Origin of the sequence: Staphylococcus gallinarum (assembly GCF_029774255.1) — a bacterium.
In the GTDB taxonomy this organism is placed as follows: Bacteria; Bacillota; Bacilli; order Staphylococcales; family Staphylococcaceae; genus Staphylococcus; species Staphylococcus gallinarum.
Genome location: NZ_CP069082.1, coordinates 2,459,701 through 2,480,970, shown reverse-complemented (window position 1 = coordinate 2,480,970; position 21,270 = coordinate 2,459,701). Strand labels below are relative to the sequence as shown.

The 21,270-nt window shown below is 34.3% G+C and carries 21 protein-coding genes; 19 read left to right on the top strand and 2 right to left on the bottom strand.

Annotated features, from left to right (window positions below; translation table 11 throughout):
• Positions 1 to 2 precede the first annotated feature (2 nt).
• The 13 genes from JN168_RS11865 (at position 3) to JN168_RS11805 (ending at position 11,840) form a co-directional block, all read left to right on the top strand.
• Positions 3 to 1,004 (top strand): NAD-dependent epimerase, encoded by a 1,002-nt coding sequence (locus JN168_RS11865; protein WP_279525925.1) that lies wholly within the window; start codon positions 3 to 5, stop codon positions 1,002 to 1,004.
• Between the two features lie 19 nt (positions 1,005 to 1,023).
• Positions 1,024 to 2,298 (top strand): nucleotide sugar dehydrogenase, encoded by a 1,275-nt coding sequence (locus tag JN168_RS11860; protein WP_279525924.1) that lies wholly within the window; start codon positions 1,024 to 1,026, stop codon positions 2,296 to 2,298.
• A gap of 2 nt (positions 2,299 to 2,300) precedes the next feature.
• Positions 2,301 to 3,446, top strand: coding sequence for a glycosyltransferase family 4 protein (locus JN168_RS11855; RefSeq protein ID WP_052495402.1), 1,146 nt, complete (start codon positions 2,301 to 2,303; stop codon positions 3,444 to 3,446).
• A gap of 15 nt (positions 3,447 to 3,461) precedes the next feature.
• Positions 3,462 to 4,055 carry a sugar transferase gene (locus JN168_RS11850; RefSeq protein WP_279525923.1) on the top strand — a complete coding sequence of 198 codons (594 nt, stop codon included), beginning with the start codon at positions 3,462 to 3,464 and terminating at the stop codon, positions 4,053 to 4,055.
• On the top strand, positions 4,055 to 4,672 hold the full coding sequence (locus JN168_RS11845) for an acetyltransferase (RefSeq protein ID WP_042738254.1): 618 nt from the start codon (positions 4,055 to 4,057) through the stop codon (positions 4,670 to 4,672). The genes JN168_RS11850 and JN168_RS11845 overlap by 1 nt, the downstream gene beginning before the upstream one ends.
• Before the next feature lie 6 nt (positions 4,673 to 4,678).
• Positions 4,679 to 5,812 (top strand): DegT/DnrJ/EryC1/StrS family aminotransferase, encoded by a 1,134-nt coding sequence (locus JN168_RS11840; RefSeq protein WP_279525922.1) that lies wholly within the window; start codon positions 4,679 to 4,681, stop codon positions 5,810 to 5,812.
• Positions 5,813 to 6,187: 375 nt separating this feature from the next.
• Complete coding sequence (locus tag JN168_RS11835) at positions 6,188 to 6,892, top strand: CoA transferase subunit A (protein WP_042737986.1); 705 nt, start codon at positions 6,188 to 6,190, stop codon at positions 6,890 to 6,892.
• On the top strand, positions 6,885 to 7,532 hold the full coding sequence (locus tag JN168_RS11830; RefSeq protein WP_279525921.1) for a 3-oxoacid CoA-transferase subunit B: 648 nt from the start codon (positions 6,885 to 6,887) through the stop codon (positions 7,530 to 7,532). Before JN168_RS11835 ends, JN168_RS11830 begins: the two co-directional genes overlap by 8 nt.
• Positions 7,533 to 7,541: 9 nt before the next feature.
• Positions 7,542 to 8,318 (top strand): 3-hydroxybutyrate dehydrogenase, encoded by a 777-nt coding sequence (locus JN168_RS11825; protein WP_279525920.1) that lies wholly within the window; start codon positions 7,542 to 7,544, stop codon positions 8,316 to 8,318.
• Positions 8,319 to 8,400: 82 nt separating this feature from the next.
• Positions 8,401 to 8,823 carry a hypothetical protein gene (locus JN168_RS11820; RefSeq protein ID WP_279525919.1) on the top strand — a complete coding sequence of 141 codons (423 nt, stop codon included), beginning with the start codon at positions 8,401 to 8,403 and terminating at the stop codon, positions 8,821 to 8,823.
• 9 nt (positions 8,824 to 8,832) lie between these two features.
• Positions 8,833 to 9,786 carry an ornithine cyclodeaminase family protein gene (locus JN168_RS11815; RefSeq protein WP_229366934.1) on the top strand — a complete coding sequence of 318 codons (954 nt, stop codon included), beginning with the start codon at positions 8,833 to 8,835 and terminating at the stop codon, positions 9,784 to 9,786.
• A gap of 197 nt (positions 9,787 to 9,983) precedes the next feature.
• Positions 9,984 to 10,898, top strand: coding sequence for a 5'-nucleotidase, lipoprotein e(P4) family (locus tag JN168_RS11810; protein WP_042737991.1), 915 nt, complete (start codon positions 9,984 to 9,986; stop codon positions 10,896 to 10,898).
• Positions 10,899 to 10,997: 99 nt separating this feature from the next.
• Complete coding sequence (locus JN168_RS11805) at positions 10,998 to 11,840, top strand: sialate O-acetylesterase (protein WP_107641967.1); 843 nt, start codon at positions 10,998 to 11,000, stop codon at positions 11,838 to 11,840.
• Between the two features lie 61 nt (positions 11,841 to 11,901).
• Here JN168_RS11805 and JN168_RS11800 read toward each other — a convergent pair whose 3' ends face one another.
• Positions 11,902 to 13,287 (bottom strand): GntT/GntP/DsdX family permease, encoded by a 1,386-nt coding sequence (locus JN168_RS11800; protein ID WP_279525918.1) that lies wholly within the window; start codon positions 13,285 to 13,287, stop codon positions 11,902 to 11,904.
• A gap of 493 nt (positions 13,288 to 13,780) precedes the next feature.
• Between JN168_RS11800 and isaB the strand changes: the two genes are divergently transcribed.
• From isaB to cidR, 3 genes are all read left to right on the top strand, one after another.
• Positions 13,781 to 14,341, top strand: a complete 561-nt coding sequence (gene isaB / locus JN168_RS11795) for an immunodominant staphylococcal antigen IsaB family protein (protein ID WP_042737994.1) — start codon at positions 13,781 to 13,783, stop codon at positions 14,339 to 14,341.
• A 183-nt stretch (positions 14,342 to 14,524) separates the two neighbouring features.
• Entirely contained in the window at positions 14,525 to 15,385 is an 861-nt protein-coding gene (gene bla, locus JN168_RS11790) for a class A beta-lactamase (protein ID WP_042737995.1), read from the top strand.
• Between the two features lie 116 nt (positions 15,386 to 15,501).
• Complete coding sequence (gene cidR, locus JN168_RS11785; protein ID WP_042737996.1) at positions 15,502 to 16,377, top strand: cidABC operon transcriptional activator CidR; 876 nt, start codon at positions 15,502 to 15,504, stop codon at positions 16,375 to 16,377.
• 675 nt (positions 16,378 to 17,052) lie between these two features.
• Here cidR and JN168_RS11780 read toward each other — a convergent pair.
• On the bottom strand, positions 17,053 to 17,997 hold the full coding sequence (locus JN168_RS11780; protein WP_279525917.1) for a LacI family DNA-binding transcriptional regulator: 945 nt from the start codon (positions 17,995 to 17,997) through the stop codon (positions 17,053 to 17,055).
• A gap of 142 nt (positions 17,998 to 18,139) precedes the next feature.
• Here JN168_RS11780 and eda point away from each other — a divergent pair, with 142 nt between their 5' ends.
• The 3 genes from eda (at position 18,140) to uxaC (ending at position 21,268) form a co-directional block, all read left to right on the top strand.
• Entirely contained in the window at positions 18,140 to 18,757 is a 618-nt protein-coding gene (gene eda / locus JN168_RS11775) for a bifunctional 4-hydroxy-2-oxoglutarate aldolase/2-dehydro-3-deoxy-phosphogluconate aldolase (RefSeq protein WP_042737998.1), read from the top strand.
• 3 nt (positions 18,758 to 18,760) lie between these two features.
• Positions 18,761 to 19,681, top strand: coding sequence for a sugar kinase (locus tag JN168_RS11770; protein WP_279525916.1), 921 nt, complete (start codon positions 18,761 to 18,763; stop codon positions 19,679 to 19,681).
• A gap of 180 nt (positions 19,682 to 19,861) precedes the next feature.
• Positions 19,862 to 21,268, top strand: coding sequence for a glucuronate isomerase (uxaC, locus tag JN168_RS11765; RefSeq protein ID WP_279525915.1), 1,407 nt, complete (start codon positions 19,862 to 19,864; stop codon positions 21,266 to 21,268).
• The last annotated feature ends 2 nt before the right edge of the window (positions 21,269 to 21,270 follow it).

Here is a 21,270-nt window from a genome sequence, read left to right as displayed (position 1 = left end):
TTATGAAAATATTAATAACAGGTGCTGCTGGGTTTATAGGCTCTCATTTAGCTAAAAAGTTAATTGCACAACATCATGAAGTTATCGGTGTAGACAATATAAATGACTACTATTCTGTGTCGTTGAAAGAAGATAGATTAAAGTCAATAGGCGATAATAACTTTACATTTTTTAAATTGAACTTAGAAGATTATGAAGACTTGAAGGAAGTATTTATTAAAGAACAGCCAGAAGTCGTAGTTAATTTAGCTGCACAAGCAGGGGTTAGATATAGCTTAGAAAACCCAAGAGCATACATTGATGCAAATGTAGTAGGGTTTATGAATATACTTGAATGTTCAAGACACTTTGACGTGAAACATTTAATTTATGCATCTTCAAGTTCAGTATATGGTGCGAATACATCTAAACCATTTAGTACATCAGACAATATTGACCATCCATTAAGTTTATACGCTGCAACGAAGAAATCAAATGAACTTATGGCCCATACATATAGTCACTTGTATCAGTTACCAACAACAGGATTAAGATTCTTTACAGTTTATGGGCCATGGGGTAGACCTGATATGGCATTATTTAAATTTACTAAAGCGATTGTAAATGATGAAGCTATTGATGTGTACAATCATGGAAATATGATGCGTGATTTTACCTATGTGGACGATATCGTGGAAGCAATTAGTAGACTTATCGAGAAACCAGCTGAACCAAACCCAGAATGGTCAGGAGCTAATCCAGATCCATCTTCATCATATGCACCATACAAAGTATATAATATCGGAAATAACAGTCCAGTGAGATTAATGGAATTTGTTGAGGCTATTGAAAATAAATTAGGTAAAACTGCTAAAAAGAATTATATGGATTTACAAGCAGGTGATGTACCTGAAACTTATGCTAATGTCGATGATTTATACAATAATATTGATTTTAAACCAGAAACATCAATACAAGATGGCGTTAACAAATTTATTGATTGGTATTTAAATTATTACAAATAAAATAAGGGAGAAATCATTAATGGATAGAAATATAGCTGTTGTAGGTTTAGGATATGTTGGTTTACCAGTTGCTGTATCATTTGGGAATAAACACAAGGTTATCGGTTTTGATATTAATGAAGGTAGAATAAGCGAATTAAAAAATAATTATGATAGAACGAATGAGGTAACAACTGAAAAACTTGAAGCTTCAAATGTAGAATATACTTCAGATAGAGACAAATTAAGTGAGTCAGATTTTATTATTGTGGCTGTTCCAACACCAATTGATAAACATAATAAGCCAAACTTAACACCACTGATTAAAGCAAGTGAAACAGTTGGTAGTGCATTAAAAAAAGGCTCTATTATTGTTTATGAATCAACAGTTTATCCTGGGGCAACTGAAGAAGCGTGTGTCCCTGTCTTAGAGAAATTTTCAGGACTAGAATGTGGAAAGGATTTCTTTATTGGCTATTCACCTGAGCGAATTAATCCTGGTGATAAAGAACATACATTTGAAACAATTACAAAAGTTGTATCTGGTCAAACTCCAGAAGTCCTAGAAATTGTAGCTGAAGTATATGACTCAGTAGTTAAAGCGGGTGTTTACAAAGCTTCATCAATTAAAGTCGCAGAGGCTGCAAAGGTAATTGAAAATACACAGAGAGATGTAAATATTGCATTAATGAATGAATTAGCAATTATTTTTGATAAATTAAACATTGATACGAACGAAGTATTAAAAGCCTCAGGTACGAAATGGAACTTCTTAAACTTTAAGCCTGGATTAGTAGGTGGGCATTGTATAGGAGTTGATCCATATTATTTAACTCATAAGGCACAAGAGGTAGGACATCATCCAGAAGTAATACTCTCAGGTAGAAGAATTAATGATAATATGGCAAAGCATATAGCTTCTAATGTTATAAAAGAGATGTTAAAACATGGAATGGAAGTTCAAAATGCCAGTGTTAATGTTTTAGGATTAACATTTAAGGAAAACTGTCCTGACTTAAGAAATACAAAAGTGATTCATATTATTGAAGAATTAGCATCGTATGGTTTGGAAATTAAGGTTAACGATGTAGAAGCCGATAAAAAAGAAGCTAAAGATATCTTTGATATTGACCTTAAAGATAAGGAACAAATGTCAAAAGCAGATGTGTTAATTTTCGCAGTCTCGCATAAAGAATATTTGGAAAATAAGTCTGAGTATATAAATTTAGTACAAGAAAATGGTGTAATATTTGATATTAAAGGAGTAATATCTGATAAGGATATAAACGAAAGTCAAAGACTTTGGAGGCTATAGTGATGAAAATTGTCCAAATTGCAGCTATAGAAATGACACATTTGAAGTTATTAAAGGCACTGAATGAAACAAGCGTACGTGAAGGTCATGAAGTGCATTGCATTAGTACTATGGGGGAACAACAAGATGAACTCGAAAAGCAAGGTGTGCATGTTCATAATATAAATATTGATAGAAAAATCAGTCCTGTGAATAACTTGAAATCTATTTTAAAGATGGTCAAATTATTTAGACAAATTAAGCCTGATATTGTGCATGTTCACACACCTGTTGCAGCAGTGTTGGGTAGGATTGCAGCTAAATTAGCTCGTGTAAAAACAATAATATATACTGCACATGGTTTTTACTTCCATGATGAAATGAATACAGTCCAATATAAAGTGTATTTTAATATCGAAAAATGGATTGGCAAATTAGCGACAGATTATATTTTTACTCAAAGTGTTGAAGATTATGAAGTGGCTAAAAAGAATAATTTTTTACTTGAATCAAAACATAATAATTATTTGCACATCAGTAACGGTATAGATATCGATAATAAATTTAATTATGATGTTGTAACTTCAAAAGATTTATCACATTTAAGAAATAACTTAAATATTTCACATGAAGATATTGTGGTTTCATTTATTGGAAGGTTAGTTAAAGAAAAAGGTATTTTGGATTTATTAAATTCATATGAAAAACTGACTTCAAAAAATGTTAAATATATAATTATTGGTGACTTGCCTGATGGTGAAAGGGATACAGAGACAATTCATTTAATTGAAAAATTTAAACAAAATAAAAACATCACTTTTACTGGTCAAATATCAAATATAAATGAATATTTAGCAATTAGTGATATTTACTGTTTACCATCATATAGAGAAGGCATGCCACGATCAATTATTGAGGCTATGGCAATGAAAAATGCTGTGATTGCTACAAATATTAGAGGTTCTAGAGAAGAAGTGGTCGATGGAGAAACAGGTTATATCGTTCCCTTAAATGCACCAAAGTTTATTGCAAATAAAATTGATATTTTGGCAAATGATGCAGCAGAATTAAGCCGATTTAAAAATGCGGGATATCAACGCGCGAAAGATTTATATGATGAAAAAAATGTGGTGGAAAAACAATTATTCGTTTTTGATGCTAACAAATAGTTTGAGGGTGAGTGCATGTTAAAAAGATTGTTCGACTTTTCTGTAAGTTTATTTGGATTGATACTAAGTGCACCAATTTTAATTATTGCTTACTTTTTAATCGCGACAAAGCTAGGAAAGCCTGTGTTATTTAGACAAATTAGACCAGGTAAAAATGAAGTGCCATTTGAAATCTTTAAGTTTCGTACAATGACGGATGAAAAGGATAGTAATGGTGAACTGTTGCCAGATGATCAAAGAATGACCAAATTAGGCGCTGCTATTAGAAAAACAAGTGTTGATGAGTTACCACAATTATTTAATGTGTTAAAAGGTGACCTAAGTTTAGTAGGACCAAGACCGTTATTAATGGAATATTTACCCTTATATAATGAAGAACAGAAAAAACGTCATCAAGTTAAACCAGGCATAACAGGTTGGGCTCAAATCAATGGTCGTAACGCAATTACTTGGGAGCAAAAATTCAAATTAGATGTTTGGTATGTAGAAAATCAGTCTTTCAAATTGGATATGTATATTCTTTATAAAACTGTTCAAAATGTTTTACAAAAGAAAGATATTAATGCTACGGATCATGTCACAACAGAGAAATTTAGAGGTAATTTATGATGAAAAAGGTTGTAATCATTGGTAATGGCGGTCATGCCAAAGTCATAAAGGATGTTATTAATGCACAGGGTGAATTTATCTTGGCTGGTTATTTAGACAATAACATTGATAATTATTATGAAGAAAGTGGATGCTTTTATGATAATTTATCACATTTAGAGCGCTATCGTAATGATTATTACTTTATTATTGCCATTGGTAATAATAAAGTAAGGGCACAAATTTTTGAGCAAAGTAATATAGCGATTAAGCAGTTCGCGAAAGTGATTCATCCTACTGCAATCATCAGTCCTTATAGTGAGATAGGCTATGGAACAGTGGTAATGCCGAATGCTGTTGTTAACGCAGATACGGTTATAGGTGAACATGTCATTATAAATACGAGTGCTGTTGTAGAACATGATAATCGTATAGGAGATTATGTTCATATTTCACCTGGAGCAATGCTAGCTGGTGGTGTTTCAGTGGGGAGGCAAACACATGTAGCTATAGGCGCCAAAGTCATACCGCAAATTAATATAGGCCAAGATTGTGTCATCGGTGCAGGTGCTACTGTTATTAATGATATTGAATCGTATCAAACGGTTGTAGGGACACCTGCAATATCTAAGGAGTGAATATAATTGGAAAATGAAAGAGTATTCTTGTCTAGACCGCATATGGGCGGAGACGAACTAGATTTTATCAACCAAGCATTTGAACAAAACTGGATTGCTCCATTAGGAGAAAATGTTACTGGATTTGAAAATGATATAAAAGCGTATGTTGGTGTGAATGAGGCTTTAGCAGTAAGTAGTGGAACAGCTGCGATTCATTTAGCTTTGATAGAAAGTGAAGTTGGTGTAGGAGATATTGTATTTTGTTCATCATTAACATTTTGTGCAACGTCTAATCCTATTTTATATCAAGGTGCAATACCCGTACTTATCGATTCTGAATTAGATTCTTGGAATATGTCTCCAAATGCACTTGAAAAAGCTTTTGAAAAATACGCAGCAAAAGGTCAATTGCCTAAAGCTGTGATTGTAGTTAATTTATATGGTCAATCTGCACAATTAGATAAAATAAAAGCACTTTGTGACCGATATAAGGTGATATTGATTGAAGATGCGGCTGAATCGTTAGGATCTGAGTATCAAGGTGCAATGAGTGGTAGCTTAGGAGATTATGGAATATTTTCATTTAATGGCAACAAGATCATCACAACAAGTGGTGGAGGAATGTTAGTAACTCACAGTAAATCTAATAGAGATCATGCATTGTTCTTATCTACACAAGCTCGAGATAAAGCGTTACATTATCAACACAGTGAGTTAGGTTATAACTATAGATTAAGTAACATTTCAGCGGGAATTGGTAGAGGACAAATGAAAGTATTAGATAAGCGAGTTGAAAGAAGAAGAGCAATCTTTGATAAATATCAACGTGAACTAAGTGATATCGAAGGGCTCGAATTCCAACCTGAACTAAAAGATTCCAAATCAAATCGATGGCTTACAGCGTTGACTATTGATGAAAGTAAGGCTGGTTTCTCTGCAAATGACATAATTCATAAATTAGATGAAGCAAATATTGAGGCGCGACCAGTATGGAAACCTATGCATTTACAACCACTATATAAAGATTATGATTTTATTTTTGATCATGACGATAATGCTAAATTCCTATTTGATCATGGTGTCTGTCTGCCATCTGGATCAGATATGACTGAAGCACAACAAGATAAAGTCGTTGCTATAATCAAAGAACTAAAATAATAAAATTAGTAATAACAATTTATACTGAATTAAGTATAGTTGTTGATGTTCTGTCATTTTATAATAGTGATTTATCACTGAATTTCGTAACAGGCTAAAACATTAAGTAACAATGTTTTAGCCTGTTTTTTCACCTTAAAAAGTCAAATTAATATCTTTAACTGTTGTTAAAGCAAACAATTAATAATTAGCGCAGTTACTGTGTGCGGAATGGCAGTGCAATATTTAACTAGAATACCATTTATGATTCCTTCTCAGTATACGAACTGCTATAAAAAGACTTTCAACTGAAGATAAAGTATAATAAATATTAGTACTAGGTGCTAAATAGCTAAATGAAATATGTAATTATCAACGATAGAAATGAGGGATATGATGTCTAAAGTAATTCAAAATTTAGAATCTGCATTTGAGGGCTTAACGGATGGCATGTCGATATTAGCAGGTGGATTTGGGTTATGTGGTATACCGGAGCATTCAATTGAAGCAATTCGTGCTAAGGGGACGAAGGGTTTAACAGTGGTGAGTAATAATTGTGGAGTAGATGATTTTGGTTTAGGTAGATTACTGGAAAATAAGCAAATTGATAAGATGGTTAGTTCTTATGTAGGTGAAAATAAAATCTTTGAGCAACAGTTAATTAATGGTGAATTGGATGTGGAATTAACGCCACAAGGTACATTAGCTGAGAAATTGCGTGCAGGTGGTGCTGGTATTCCAGCATTTTATACGAAGACGGGTGTCGGTACGCTTGTCGCTGAAGGTAAGGAAACGCGTGACTTTGATGGTGAAACATTTCTTATGGAGCGAGCAATAACAGGGGATTATGGCATTGTTAAGGCGAAAAAGGCGGATACTTTTGGTAATTTAGTCTTTGAGAAGACTGCGCGTAATTTTAATCCGCTATGTGCCATGGCTGCAACGACTACAGTTGTTGAGGTTGAGGAATTAGTAGAAATTGGTGAAATTAACCCAGATGAGGTACATTTGTCTGGTGTATATGTGGATTATATTTATTTAGGGAAGCATTTTGAAAAGAGAATAGAGAAACGCACTGTAAAGGAGGCTAATCATGAGTAAACAAATCCAAAGGCAAAGGATTATTCAACGTGCAGCGAAAGAAATTGAAAGTAATATGGTTATTAATCTTGGTATCGGTATGCCGACATTAGTTGCCAATGAGCTTAATGATCATGTGCAGAATGTTTACTTCCAATCTGAAAATGGTTTATTAGGTATTGGACCTTATCCAACGGAGGATGAAGTAGATGCTGATATAATCAATGCGGGTAAGGAGACGGTTACTGCTGCTAAAGGTGCATCATTCTTTGATAACGCAGAGTCCTTTGCCATGATTAGAGGTGGTCATATCGATTTGGCCATTCTAGGTGGTATGGAAGTTTCTGAGAAGGGTGATCTGGCAAATTATATGATTCCAGGGAAATTAGTCAAAGGTATGGGTGGCGCCATGGATTTAGTCGTTGGCGCAAAGAAAGTGGTTGTGATAATGGATCATATGAATAAGCATGGAGAGTCTAAAATTAAGGCACAGTGTGAGTTACCGTTAACTGGTGCGCAAGTGGTGGATACATTAATTACTGATTTGGCAGTATTTCAATTTGAACATGGAGTGATGCAGTTAATAGAACTACAAGAGGGTGCGACGTTAGAGCAAGTTGAAGCAAGTACTGACGCGTACTTTGAAAATCATTTAAAGTAGGTGTGAACAATGGTCAAAGATAAAGTGACGATAATTACGGGTGCGGCAAGTGGTATTGGTCTTGGCATTGCAAAGGTATTTCTTGAACATGGAGCAAAGGTCGTATTGGCTGACATGAATAAAGAGAAATTAACTAGTGAGGTAGAGCAGTTAATTGCATTGGGGTATGATTGTATGGCAATTCAAGTAGATGTCACAGATGAAATGGCTGTTCAACAAATGATAGACCAGACCGTAGAGAAATATGGTCGTTTGGATGTATTGTTTAATAATGCGGGCCTTCAGCATGTTGAAGCGATAGAGTCATTTCCAACAGATAAATTTAGACAAATGATTGATATTATGTTGACGGGAAGCTTTATTGGTACGAAATATGCTTTACCAATTATGAAGGCGCAACAAAGTGGCAGAATCTTAAATATGGCTTCAATTAATGGTGTGATAGGATTTTCTGGAAAGGCAGCTTATAATAGTGCGAAACATGGCATTATTGGTTTGACGAAAGTAACAGCATTGGAAACGGCTACAGATGGTATTACTGTGAATGCGATTTGTCCTGGTTATATAGATACACCATTAGTTAGAAATCAGATGGCTGATTTAGCTAAGCATAGAGGTGTGAGTGTGGAAGCGGTACTTGAGGATGTATTATACCCATTGATTCCACAAAAGCGTTTGGTTGATATTGCTGATGTTGCGAATTATGCGTTGTTCTTATGCAGTGATGGTGGAAAAAGTGTGACAGGTCAATCTATATTAATTGATGGTGGTTATACTGCACAATAATTATTATAAATATGTGTGATTTAGAGTTGTCATGTTTTATGTTATGTTTGAAGAAATAGTATTCAGATAAGGTGTAATAAACATGAAGCGGTATGATGCGCAATTTTCAGAAATGCTTACTATATTAGTACCAGTTATTCTGGTCTTATTATCAAACTTTATAGATAAATCGTCATATCATTTAGTGTTAATGACACTATATTTAATTGTTTTAGGGTACGTAGTAATTAGAAAGTTTATTACTACGGAACAGGCTATTGATAATTATCGACATACAAGGCAACCGGTGTTTATAACGGTGAAGGCAGATTTGTGGTTGGCCTTTACTTTTTACATAATATTTATGATGTGTATTGTAGGTATAATTTATACGATTTTATTTTGGAAGTGGCCAGTAAATATTGTAGTTATAGCATGTATTGTGGGAGTGATTTGCCTGCTAATATTTATTACAAGTATCTTGGGTAAACGCTCATTTGTTTTTAGTGATAATCATGAACAGTAGGGGTGTTTTATGCTTTATATTAATGCAGAGGAACAAGAGAAATTGTTAAATATGGAAGAAGTCGTTGATGCGGTTGCACAATCATTGCGTGCTTATTCTGAAGGCAAGACGGATACGCCGTTGCGTTACGTATTACCATTTAATGAGGATAATCGCTATTTAGTAATGCCGGCATTATCAGATGAATTAAAAATAGTTGGCTTGAAAACTGTGACGGTTGCACCTAATAATTCAAAACAAGGTAAGAATACAATTGTTGGTTCGGTTATTTTATCAGACTATGAAACTGGTGAAACGTTGGCTGTTCTAGAAGGTTCTTATTTAACTAAAATTCGTACGGGTGCAATTTCTGGTGTAGCCACTCAGTATCTTGCGCGTAATGATGCATCGACTTTATGTGTTATTGGTACAGGTGACCAAGCTCAAGGACTCATTGAAGCGGTACTTGCAGTGAGAGATATTAAGCGAATTCAGTGCTTTAATCGTACGTATGACAAAGCTGTGAAATTTGCTGAGATGGTACAGCAACAACATAAAGAACTAGAGGTTGAAGTATATGAGCGAGTAGAGCATGCTATTGCTGGTGCTGATGTGATTGTTACTGCAACCAATGCTCAGACACCAGTGTTTGACCAAATGTTAGAGCCTGGGGTACATGTTAATGCGGTAGGCTCATTTAAACCAGACATGCAAGAGTTGCCATCTCAATTAATCGCGAACGCGGATAAGGTAGTTGTAGAAGCTGAATCTGCTGCTTTAGAAGAAACAGGCGATTTGCTTACACCTATATCAGAAGGTGAATTTACTGCTAATGATTTGCATGGCGAATTGGGACATATCGTGGCAAAACGCTTGGAAGGCAGAGTTTCAGATGACGAAATTACGGTATTTAAATCTGTAGGCGTTGCTATAGTAGATATTGTGGTTGCAAATTATTTTTATCGTAAAAAGTTAAATGCATAATAGTAATCTATCATAAGAGGTTGACCATTGGTGTGCTTTAGTTTGCGAATGCAATATTAAAAGTGTCATAACAGCGATGGGGCCTCTTTTTTTAATATATAAAAACTTTATTGTGTAAACAAATTAATGTTTAAAATTAATTTATAGCATAGTAAGATAGTGATAAGAAATATACATAATAATTAGGGGTGGCGTAATTGAATAAAATCGCAAAGTATTTAACAGTTTTTTCTTTAGCAAGTACTATGACTTTATCGACAACGGTGACTGCAGATGCAAACACTACTACAGCAACGAAACAATCGGAAGTAAAGCAACAAGCATCAACTGAGCAACAGGTTAATCTAGGTGCTGAGAATATCATGGCAGTTTCATGGTATCAAAATTCTGCTGAAGCTAAGGCTTTATATTTACAGGGGTATAACACAGCAAAGACGAATTTAGATCAAGAATTGAAAAAACATAAAAAGAATAATGGACATAAGAAATTAGCGATTGCATTAGATATTGATGAAACAGTATTGGATAATTCGCCTTATCAAGGTTATTCTGCATTACATAATAAATCATATCCAGAAGGTTGGCATGAATGGATTCAAGCAGCTAAAGCTAAACCAGTTTATGGTGCTAAAGATTTCTTGCAATATGCTGATAAAAAAGGTGTAGATATTTATTATATTTCTGATCGCGATAAGGACAAAGATTTTAAAGCAACTAAAGAAAATTTAATAGCGCAAGGATTACCACAAGCAACAGATCAACATATTATGTTAAAAGGTAAGAATGACAAAAACAAAGCAGAGCGTCGCGATAAAGTTAGAAAAAATCATAAATTAGTTATGTTATTTGGTGATAATTTATTGGACTTTGATGATCCGCAACAACCGACACAAGCTTCACGTGAACAATTAGTAAATAAACACCAAAAAGATTTTGGTAAGAAGTATATTATTTTCCCTAATCCAATGTATGGTAGTTGGGAATCAGTGCTATATAATAATGACTTCAGTCAATCTGATGCTAAAAAGGATCAATTACGTAAGCAGTCTATCCAATATTTTGACCCTGAAACAAGTGCAATTAAGCAAGGTCAAACAACAAATAGCAATTAATAGTTGCAGGTAGAGCCACTAAAATGTGACAATAATCCAATATCATATGACTAGTAAATGGTGAATAGAAGTTAAATGCGTATAAGGTGGTTAAGAAAAATGAAATCAATATTATTAATTGGTCAATCTAATATGGCTGGACGTGGCTTTATAGATAGCGTATCTCCGATTATTGATGAGCGCATCAAAGTATTGAAAAATGGTCGTTGGCAAATGATGGCTGAACCTATTCATGGTGACAGATCTGTTGCGGGTATTGGTCCAGCAGCTTCATTTGCTAAAATGTGGGTTGATGCACATCCTGGTGAAACGCTTGGTTTAATTCCTTGTGCTGATGGAGGTACAGAGATTGATGAGTGGTCAAAGGATGGCGTGTTAACACGTCATGCATTAATGGAAACTCGCTTTGCGTTAGAAACGAGTGAATTAATCGGTATCTTATGGCATCAAGGTGAAAGTGATAGTTCTGGTGGGAAATATCGAACATACGCTTCTAAGTTACAACAATTGATTGAGGTATACCGCTCTGAATTAGCATTGCCGCAGTTACCATTTATTATAGGTGAGCTCGGAGATTATCTCGGAAAATCAGGATTTGGTTTAAGTGCTAATGAATATAGTCAAATCAATCAATGCTTAAGAGATGTGGCAAATGATGTAGAGCATTGCTATTACGTTACAGGTTCTGGATTGCAGGCTAACCCAGATGGCATTCACATTGATGCAGCATCACAACGTTTATTAGGAATGCGTTATTTTGCAGCATTTAATCAACGAACGCATATTCCTGAACCATTATTAGAGGAAGAACACGCAGACACGCTATTATATAAAACGGAATATACGAAAAATGAACAAATGTATCAGTTAGTTGAATCATTTTCAAAGAGTGAGATTAACTTTGAAACATTTGCTGCTGAAATGGCTAAATTGCAATCATAAAATAAAGGTGTCGTATGTACAGTATCGAATTGTACATATGACACCTTTTAAATATTGAAATTTAGAATAAATTGATAACTGCATTTAGTAGTAACACCATGACTAATCCACATAATCCGACTATGGATTGTACGATTGTAATAGTCTTAAAGGTTTCTCCCATGGACATCCCGAAAGATTCTTTAACTAACCAAAATCCACCATGGTTAACGTAATTAAAGAATAAAGAGCCTGATCCAATGGCAATCGTCAGCAACTCGACATTGATAGAGGAGTCGGCTTGAATTAATGGAAATAATAAATTTGTAGCTCCAACAATACCCACTGTTGCAGAACCAGTTGAAATAGAAAGCAGCGCTGCAACAATCCAGCCCATCAATAATGCAGAGAGTGAAAATTGATCAGCTAAATGTACAATTGAAGTACCTACACCAGAGTCTTCAAGTACTTGTCCGAATGCACCCCCACCTGCAATAATCAACATGATACCTGCAATTGGTTTTAAGCTGCTGCCTAATGCGTCTCTTAACTGTTGAGTGTCTTGTCCTCTAAGATAACCTAGGGTAAGCAATGCATAAAGTACACCGATGAACATTGCAATAATTGGACTGCCTAAAAATTCGAATACTTTGTATTGAAGTGATTGTTCTCTAAAACAAACACCGGCAATAGCATGTAAGAGCATCATTACAACAGGAACGAGTATAGTTGAAAAGGCAAGTGCTGTTGAGATGGGTTGACGTGTTGTAAGATTTGAGTCATTGGTATATTGTTGCAACAAATCGTCACTCGGTTTTACTGATAAACGAGGAGTAATAAATTTACCGTATAAAGGACCGGCAATGATGATGGTAGGGATGGCACAAATCATACCATAAATCATAGTTAAACCAATATTAGCACCAAATTGGTTCACAGAAATCAGTGGACCAGGGTGAGGTGGTACCATACCGTGCATCGTACATAATGCGGCAATTACAGGTACACCAATTGCTATGTATGCAGAGCCCTTTATAGTATTACTGTCTTCAAGTTTTCTAGCAATGGTAAATATGAGTGGTAAGAGCATGATGAGTCCTACTTCAAAGAACATTGGAATGCCGGTGATAAATGCTGCAAGTGCCATGAGCCATGGTAAACGTTGAGGTGTCGCATTTTTTAATATAGCAGTTGCAATACGATCGCTTGTACCTGAATCAGAAAGTATCTTGCCTACCATTGCTCCGAGCGCAATGGTAACACCAGTTTCACCTAATGTTGAACCGGCCCCCGTTTCAATAGATTTAACGATTTTATCGATGTCTAATCCAGAAGTAAATCCAACAAAAATAGCAGTTAAGAGTAAAGCTAATAGTGGATGAAAGCGTAATTTGGAAGTTATTAAAAAGATTAATAATAGAATACTTACTACCGTAATGATTAATAATTGATAATCATGCGATGTCATAACAATGCCCCCCTTGTTTGAAGGTTGATGAATACAATTAATTTTTTAAAGAATCAATACTATATACAACCATAAAAGATATTTTAATCCTAATATATAAATGTTTAGAGAAAACGTTTTCGAAGTTTAAACATTGAAAAAATTTTTATAAAAATAAAGTTAAAGTTTATTACTTGAATTTAGCTAAAATCGGAGTAAGATAAAAGGTGAATAATTACACTTTGAATTAGGGACTTAAAGAAGGAGTGAGTTTAAAGTTAGGTGAATCATTTCTATACTATGCCACTTTGATTTCAAGTATTGGATCTCCCGCATTGTTATAAGTTCGTTAACTTGCCACTCGTGTTGATTCGCTATCTTAAGACTTGGTGCTATGTGTTACATGTCACTTTCGCATGTAAGATATAGCTCAACATAATGACGTATCTATAATGCGAATAAAGTAGTTTTATATCTTGCCAATAGCGTAATTTTAATACGAGGAGTGTTTATTATGCGGAAAATAAATAAAATGTTATCTTCCACAGCAATCGTATCTGCATTGGTATTAGGGACGTCTACAGTATATCTAACGGCTAATGGACCTGAGATTCAAGCGAAGGCAAGTAAAGAAGCAACATGGGGTTATGGAACAAGTGGTGTGTCAGCTAAAGCAGAACTCCCATGGTATAAATATGAAGGTTATACATCATATGATGCAGATTTCACACAAGATTATAACTTTGTTAGAGCTTTAAAATATGACAACGTAACTATTAATGGTTATAAAGTAGATACAGATGCAAAGGCTGAATTTGATCATACTAAAAAACTTTATGATACATCGGTTGAATTTAATAGCGATGATGAAGTAGTTCAAATTACATTCTTTACGAAACCAGATGCTGTATCTAAAGCAACATTCAAAGATGCACACAGCTCAAATGAAATTGTAGATGAAGGAAAATTAGGTAATGGCGACGGTACATTTGTTAAATATGGAACAAATGACGGCTCATATACAGCATTCTTTGACCAAAATGATAAGTTAATGGAAATTACAATTGGACAATAAATTGAATTAAATATAAGGCTATATTGATTTGATAGGAGTAGCGAACCTCTATTGTAATTATTATAATAGGGGTTCTTTTTCATATAATGTATATCTTAAATCATTGTCTTATAATTTTTAGAGAATTATAATAAATATAATAGAACGATTTTGTATATAAATTGTATAAAAAAGGGGATAGTTATGAAACGAATTACTATTATGGTGTTAGTTGGATTGATAACGTTAGTTATAAAGGCACAAAGTGTGGATGCCAGCGAAAGTAAATCAATAAAAGATTTAGAAGCAACTTATGATACGACTATAGGTGTTTATGGGATAAATACGCAAGATGGTAAACAAATTGAGCATCGTGCGAATGAACGTTTTGCTTTTGCTTCGACTTACAAGGCTATTGCAAGTGGCATATTATTGAATCAACTTTCACCACAAGATTTGAATCAAAAGGTAACAATTAATAAATCAGATATTGTTACATACTCACCGGTTACAGAAAAATATATTGGTAAGACGATGACGCTTAGACAACTCATTGAAGCGTCGATGTTGAAAAGTGATAACACTGCAAATAATAAAGTAATTCAAGCAATAGGTGGTGTGAATGCATTTAAATCAGAGTTACGTCAGCTAGGTGATTGTGTATCAGAACCGCAAAGGTTAGAGCCGGATTTGAATAATTATGATCCTAAGAAAATTGCTGATACGACAACACCGCGTGCTGCAGCTACGACACTTAATTACATTTTAACTCATTCTAATATGCATAAGGGCAATTTACAGTTCTTAAAAGAGCTAATGATTAAAAATGAAACAGGAGATAGCTTAATCAAAGCAGGTGCTGCTAAAGATGATATCGTTGGTGATAAGAGCGGACAAGGTATTACTTATGCAACGCGTAATGACTTAGCATTTATTTATCCAAAGGGGCAATCAAAACCAATTATATTAGCGATTTATACCAAGCAAAGTGATAAAAATGCGAAACCTAACGATGAAGTTATAGCAAAGACAGCTGAAATTGCGATTAAGTATTTGAAGCATTAAATTATTGTGAATCGTTCTTTAGTATAGATGGATTGAAGATGTGAGTATACTTCAATTCATCTCAATTTTAGAATATAGAATGAAAGTAAATTGGAATGAGATTAAGGAAGTGCGATATGGAAATTAAGCAGATGAAATACTTTGTTGAGGTAGTGAAACATGGTGGAATGACGCAAGCATCAGAACATTTATTTATTGCGCAGTCTACGATTAGTAAAAATATTAAGAGCTTGGAAAGCGAATTTAATATTCAATTATTTGATCGAACGAAAAAGCATATTGTCTTAACAGATGTGGGAGCCATTTTTTACGAAAAATGCATAGAGGCCTTGGCGGTCATAGACGATTTATCTTTACAAATGGGGGATGTTACCAATCTTGAACGCGGTCATATTCGAATTGGTATATCCGCTATTATGAATGTCAGATTATTTACAGAGAGTTTAAACAGATTCCATCAACAATTTCCAAATGTGACTTATGAGGTCATTGAAGGTGGGGGAAAGGCAGTTGAATTCTATTTAAATAATGATGATATTGATGTTGGTATTACAACCTTACCTGTAGATAATGATATTTATCATGCTGTACCTTTATATAAAGAGAAACTGTTGCTCGTTGTTGATAAACAATCCCCCTTTGCTACAGAAACTGTCGTGCATTTGGGTGATTTAAAACGAGAAAGCTTTATTATGTTCCACGATGATTATTATTTGAAAGATCAAATAATAGAAAGCTGTCGAAAGGTTGGCTTTCATCCCAAAACGGTAGCCAAAATGTCTCAAATTACCTTTATTGAAAATATGATACGTGATGGCATAGGAGTAAGTATTTTACCAGAAAGTATAGTTAATGTCCTAAGTAATGAAGTGGTTGGTATTGAGTTGGATGAGGCTGACGTTGCATGGAATTTAGGTATTGTATGGAAAAAAGACAGTTATATGAACTATGTTACAAATGAATGGATTAAGTTTATTTCAAATATTCAATAAACCATAAGAGGTAATAATGTGCTTAACAAGGTATACACACACTAGATGAGTCACTACTGTTATACTGGAAAATATAATGATGAATGGATTGCTTTGTACAAGTAGGTAGAGATAGCGCAAGGTAACAAACGAATATGACACGTATAGAATGAGAAAAAGCGTGCCATTTTGTCTTAAGTATTCCTTTGAGGAATGGTTTGTATTCCAACTATGTATTTTAATCATGGTTCAACAGGTTATATAATAAGGGTGTAGAGGGTTGTGAGTAATGATAATTTATTCACGATGATTCATCAATAAGTCAGTTTCAAACTATTCAAAAGTTGATACACCTAAGTATTACGATGACTTATGTTAATTAGTCAGAACTCATAACTTAATTATGCTATGTTAAGCATCGCATTTTCGAAGGTATGATTTATAAAATGTAAGCGTAATCATTAGTATGGTGCTAAGTGAATGAGATTACGTGAGTCGAAGTATTTTGAGCCGTTACGTTCGATTGTTGTATCGTACCTTTGTTTCAATGTGTTGTTGTTAAGACATTAGTATATAGCGATTCGTTGAAATAATGAAACTATTCTGACCCTCTAGATAACTATCTCTCTCAAGTAAAACGCCTAAAGTTACACCTGTCCAATGTACTTTAGGCGTTTTATTCTTTGTATATGAATGTTACATATTATTTTGAAGTTCTGGATGTAAGTCATAGGATGCTTCTGTATCTTCGCCGTTAATAATTTTGTTTAGTATTGCAACGATTTGTTCTGCGATTTGTGATGTTGGTACACCAATTGCGTTTACTGGATAATCTAATTTTTTTATTTGTGGAATGTTATCATATGAGTAAATAATAGGTTGCTGTGTTTCATCTAAAGCATTAATGGTGCCCACTGTTATATCATAACTACCACAAATTACGCCTGGCGCTAAGCTGTTTGTCTGTAGAAATTTCTTGATAGAAGTTTCTGATTCAATGGAATTTAATCCTTTGGAATTGATAAGGCGATAGTCAATATTGTGCGCAGTGCAATATGTTTCAATGGCACGCTTTTTGGTGATTTGACGCACATCATTGGTGTCCGTATCACCGATATAATCAATGGATTCAATGCCCTTTTCTTGTAATGCTTGAATAGCCATAACCATTGCTTCTGCATGATTGACATTAATAATTGGGTAAGGTGTATTTCTATCCGCACCATAAGCGACGACTGAAATATTATGATAAATCTCAGGTGGTAGATTAGTATGTTCACCTTCATCAAAGATAACGATACCATCGCATCCAAATTCAACAAACTTTTTGGACGCAGTAGAGACATCATCTATAGATACAAACATTGCATAACCATAAGATTTGATAGCGTGATTAATTTCAGAAATGAGGTGCGTTACAGCTATTCTGTCAACAGAAGGCCATATTAAACCAATTGTGCCACTCTTTTTTGAGACTAACGATCTGGCAGATTGGTTGGCTATGTAATTCATTTCTAGTGCTTTTTGTTGTATCATTTGCTTTGTTTTTGGCTTTACCAAATGTGAATTTTTCAATGCTTTACTTACTGTAGAATAACTGACGCCACAGGCTTCGGCGACATCTTTTAAAGTTACAGCCATAGAACGTCTCCTTGAAAGTATTTGATTTAAGATAGAATTAATTATAACATAGAGGTAAGCGTTACAATATTTTTTTGAACAAAAATAACAACGTTGTTATTTTTAAGTAAAGGATAAATTTCTCTGATAAGGGGCTGTAATTATGAATTCCGTCGAAATTTTAAAGGCAATAAATAAAGGTAAGCACATCGCTGTTATGCGAACGAATGAACCCAATACATTTATAGAAATCGCACAGACAATTATCGATAATGGATTAACGATTATAGAGGTCACATTAACAACGCCTCAAGCATTAAATATTATTAGTAAGTTATCTGAAAGAGATGATGCATTGATAGGTGCTGGAACAGTCCTTGATAGTGTGTCGGCTCGAAATGCCATATTAAATGGTGCCAAATTTATAGTCAGTCCTTCATTTGATGTGGAAACTGCAAAAGTAGCAAACCTTTACGATGTCCCTTATATTCCAGGCTGTATGACAGTAAAGGAAATGGTAGAGTCTTTAAAGTATGGCTGTAAATTGTTGAAACTATTCCCGGCAACGCAATTCTCACCAAAGTCAATTAATGATTTTAAAGGGCCGTTACCACAAATAGAAATTGTACCAACTGGAGGTATCGGCAAAGCCAATCATAAAGCGTGGTTAAATGCTGGCAGCTTTGCTGTAGGCATTGGTAGTGAAATAACGAAAGTATATCAAGAGCAAGGTAGAGCAGCACTGGAACAATATATTGTTGATTTAAAAAGTGAGGTGTAATGAATGACTATCTATGGTTTAGGAGAGGTCATGTTACGGTATACGCCACCCGATTATAGTTTACTGAAAAATGCACATACATTTGATGTGCAAGTTGGAGGTGCTGAATTAAATACACTCATATCATTGTCAAGCTTTGATCATAATACCGAAATGATTACAGTGTTGCCTGAGCATGAATTAGCAAAAATTCCATTACAGAAAATGGCACAGACAAAGATCGGCACGCGCAATATTAAATATCGTGAAGGGCGCTTAGGTACTTATTACTTAGAAGAAAGTTTTGGTTTTCGTAGTAGCAAGGTTATTTACGATAGGCAACATTCAACATTTGCAGAATTTGAAACAACATTGTTTGATATAGAACAAATGCAAGCTGGAGATTATTTTGTGATAACAGGTATTACTTTAGCAGTGAATTCAATGTTACGTAATAATATTATTTCATTGTTAACGCAGATCAAAGCACGTGGTGCATACATTGTATTTGATATTAATTATCGAAGTAATCTTTGGGATAAGGAAGTGGCAAAGGCAACTGTTGAATCGATACTTCCATTAGTTGATGTGTTGCTCTTTGGCAAGATGGATGCTACACATTTATTAAATTTAAATTCAGAAATTGATAGCATGGAAACTTGCGCGCGAACAATTCAGGATCACTATCATATTCCAATGCTCGCTTCTAGTAATAGAGATATTGCGGCCAGTACTTTACAAGGGGTTATATTGCAAGGGGATACGTTTATAACAGGCGAGATATATCCTTACCAAGTATTAAATCGTATTGGTGCAGGTGATGCATTTATGTCAGGTATCATACACGGATTAATTGAGCAATATCCGATAGAAGATACACTAGATTTTGCTACAAAATGCGCCGTATTACAGCACACGACAAAGGAAGATGCATTGTCATGCTAAGTAGAAGAGGTGCTCAATTTAGCACAATATGCAGGTTCGTTAAAACGTTAGTTAGAACTATGAAAAATTTTTAACAATATTTGTAAGCGGATACAGATGGTTTTGTAACTGTAATCCTTATTGTAAAGGTGACTTATTACAAATAGTTTGTAATGTACGATACAGAAAAGAGGTTAAAGTATGACATTAATTCATGACAATTTTTTATTGAACAACAAGACAGCGATTAAACTTTATCAGAAAGTAAAAGATTTACCAATTTATGACTTTCATTGCCATTTAGATCCTAAAGAAATATATGAAAATAATAAATATGAAACAATTACACAATTATGGTTATCTGGAGATCACTATAAATGGCGCTTAATGCGTGCATTTGGTATTGATGAAGCCTATATCACAGGTGACGCAGATGATTTTGAAAAATTCCAAGCATTTATGGAGATGTTACCGTATGCTGCTATGAATCCGATGTATCACTGGTGTGCATTAGAACTCAACCGATACTTTAACGAGGACACTGATTTAGATAAGGTGAATATTAAAAAATTATATAAGACTTTAAATAAAAAATTAGCTAAATCAACACACACCCCTCAATCATTAATTAAAGCAAGCCAAGTTTCTGTGGTATGTACAACAGATGATCCATGTGATGATTTAAAATATCATAAATTATTAAGTCAAGATGACAATGTAACATTTAAAGTATGTCCTACATTTAGACCAGATAGTTATGTGCTGTTAAATGAGCAGTCGTTCGAAGAGAAAGTAGAAAAACTAGATGCAGTTACTGATGGGACAATCACTGATTTAAATTCATATATTAATGCCTTGAAAGCACGTGTATATTATTTTGATCGCCAAGGAGCTAAAAGTTCGGATCAAAGCTTTGAAAAGGTGCCATTAATGACAGCAACAACTGAGGAAGCACAAGCCATTTATAACCAGTTAGCAGCAGGTCATGCTGTTTCTGAAACAGAACAGTACGAATTAGCAGGATATATTTTAACTGAAATTAGTAAAGTTTATCATTCTCTCGGATGGGTCGTACAATTCCACTTAGGTCCAATCAGAAATAATAATACGAAAATGCTAAACATTGCAGGAACAGATAGTGGATTTGATAGTGTGGGTAACCAGCTCAATGCAAAGACATTAAATGCAATGTTGAATCACTTAGAATTAAATGATGCATTATCTGATACGATTATTTATCCGAATAATGGTAATGATCATTTAATGGTACAAGCGACTTCAGGTAACTTTAGTAACAGTGCGCATAAAGTACAACTTGGAGCAGCATGGTGGTTTAATGATACAAAAGAAGGTATGGAACGTCACCTAGTAGACTACGCAACTGTTGGCTTATTATCTAAATTTGTCGGTATGTTAACAGACTCTAGAAGTATGATTTCATATACAAGACATGAATACTTTAGAAGAATTCTTTGTAACTTTATTGGTGAAAAGATAGAACGTGGTGAAATTGCATTATCTAATACAACGATTGAACAAATGTTAAAGGATATTTGTTATAACAATGCAGTTAAATTATTTAAAATAGAAGGAATTAAGGAGGTATAATG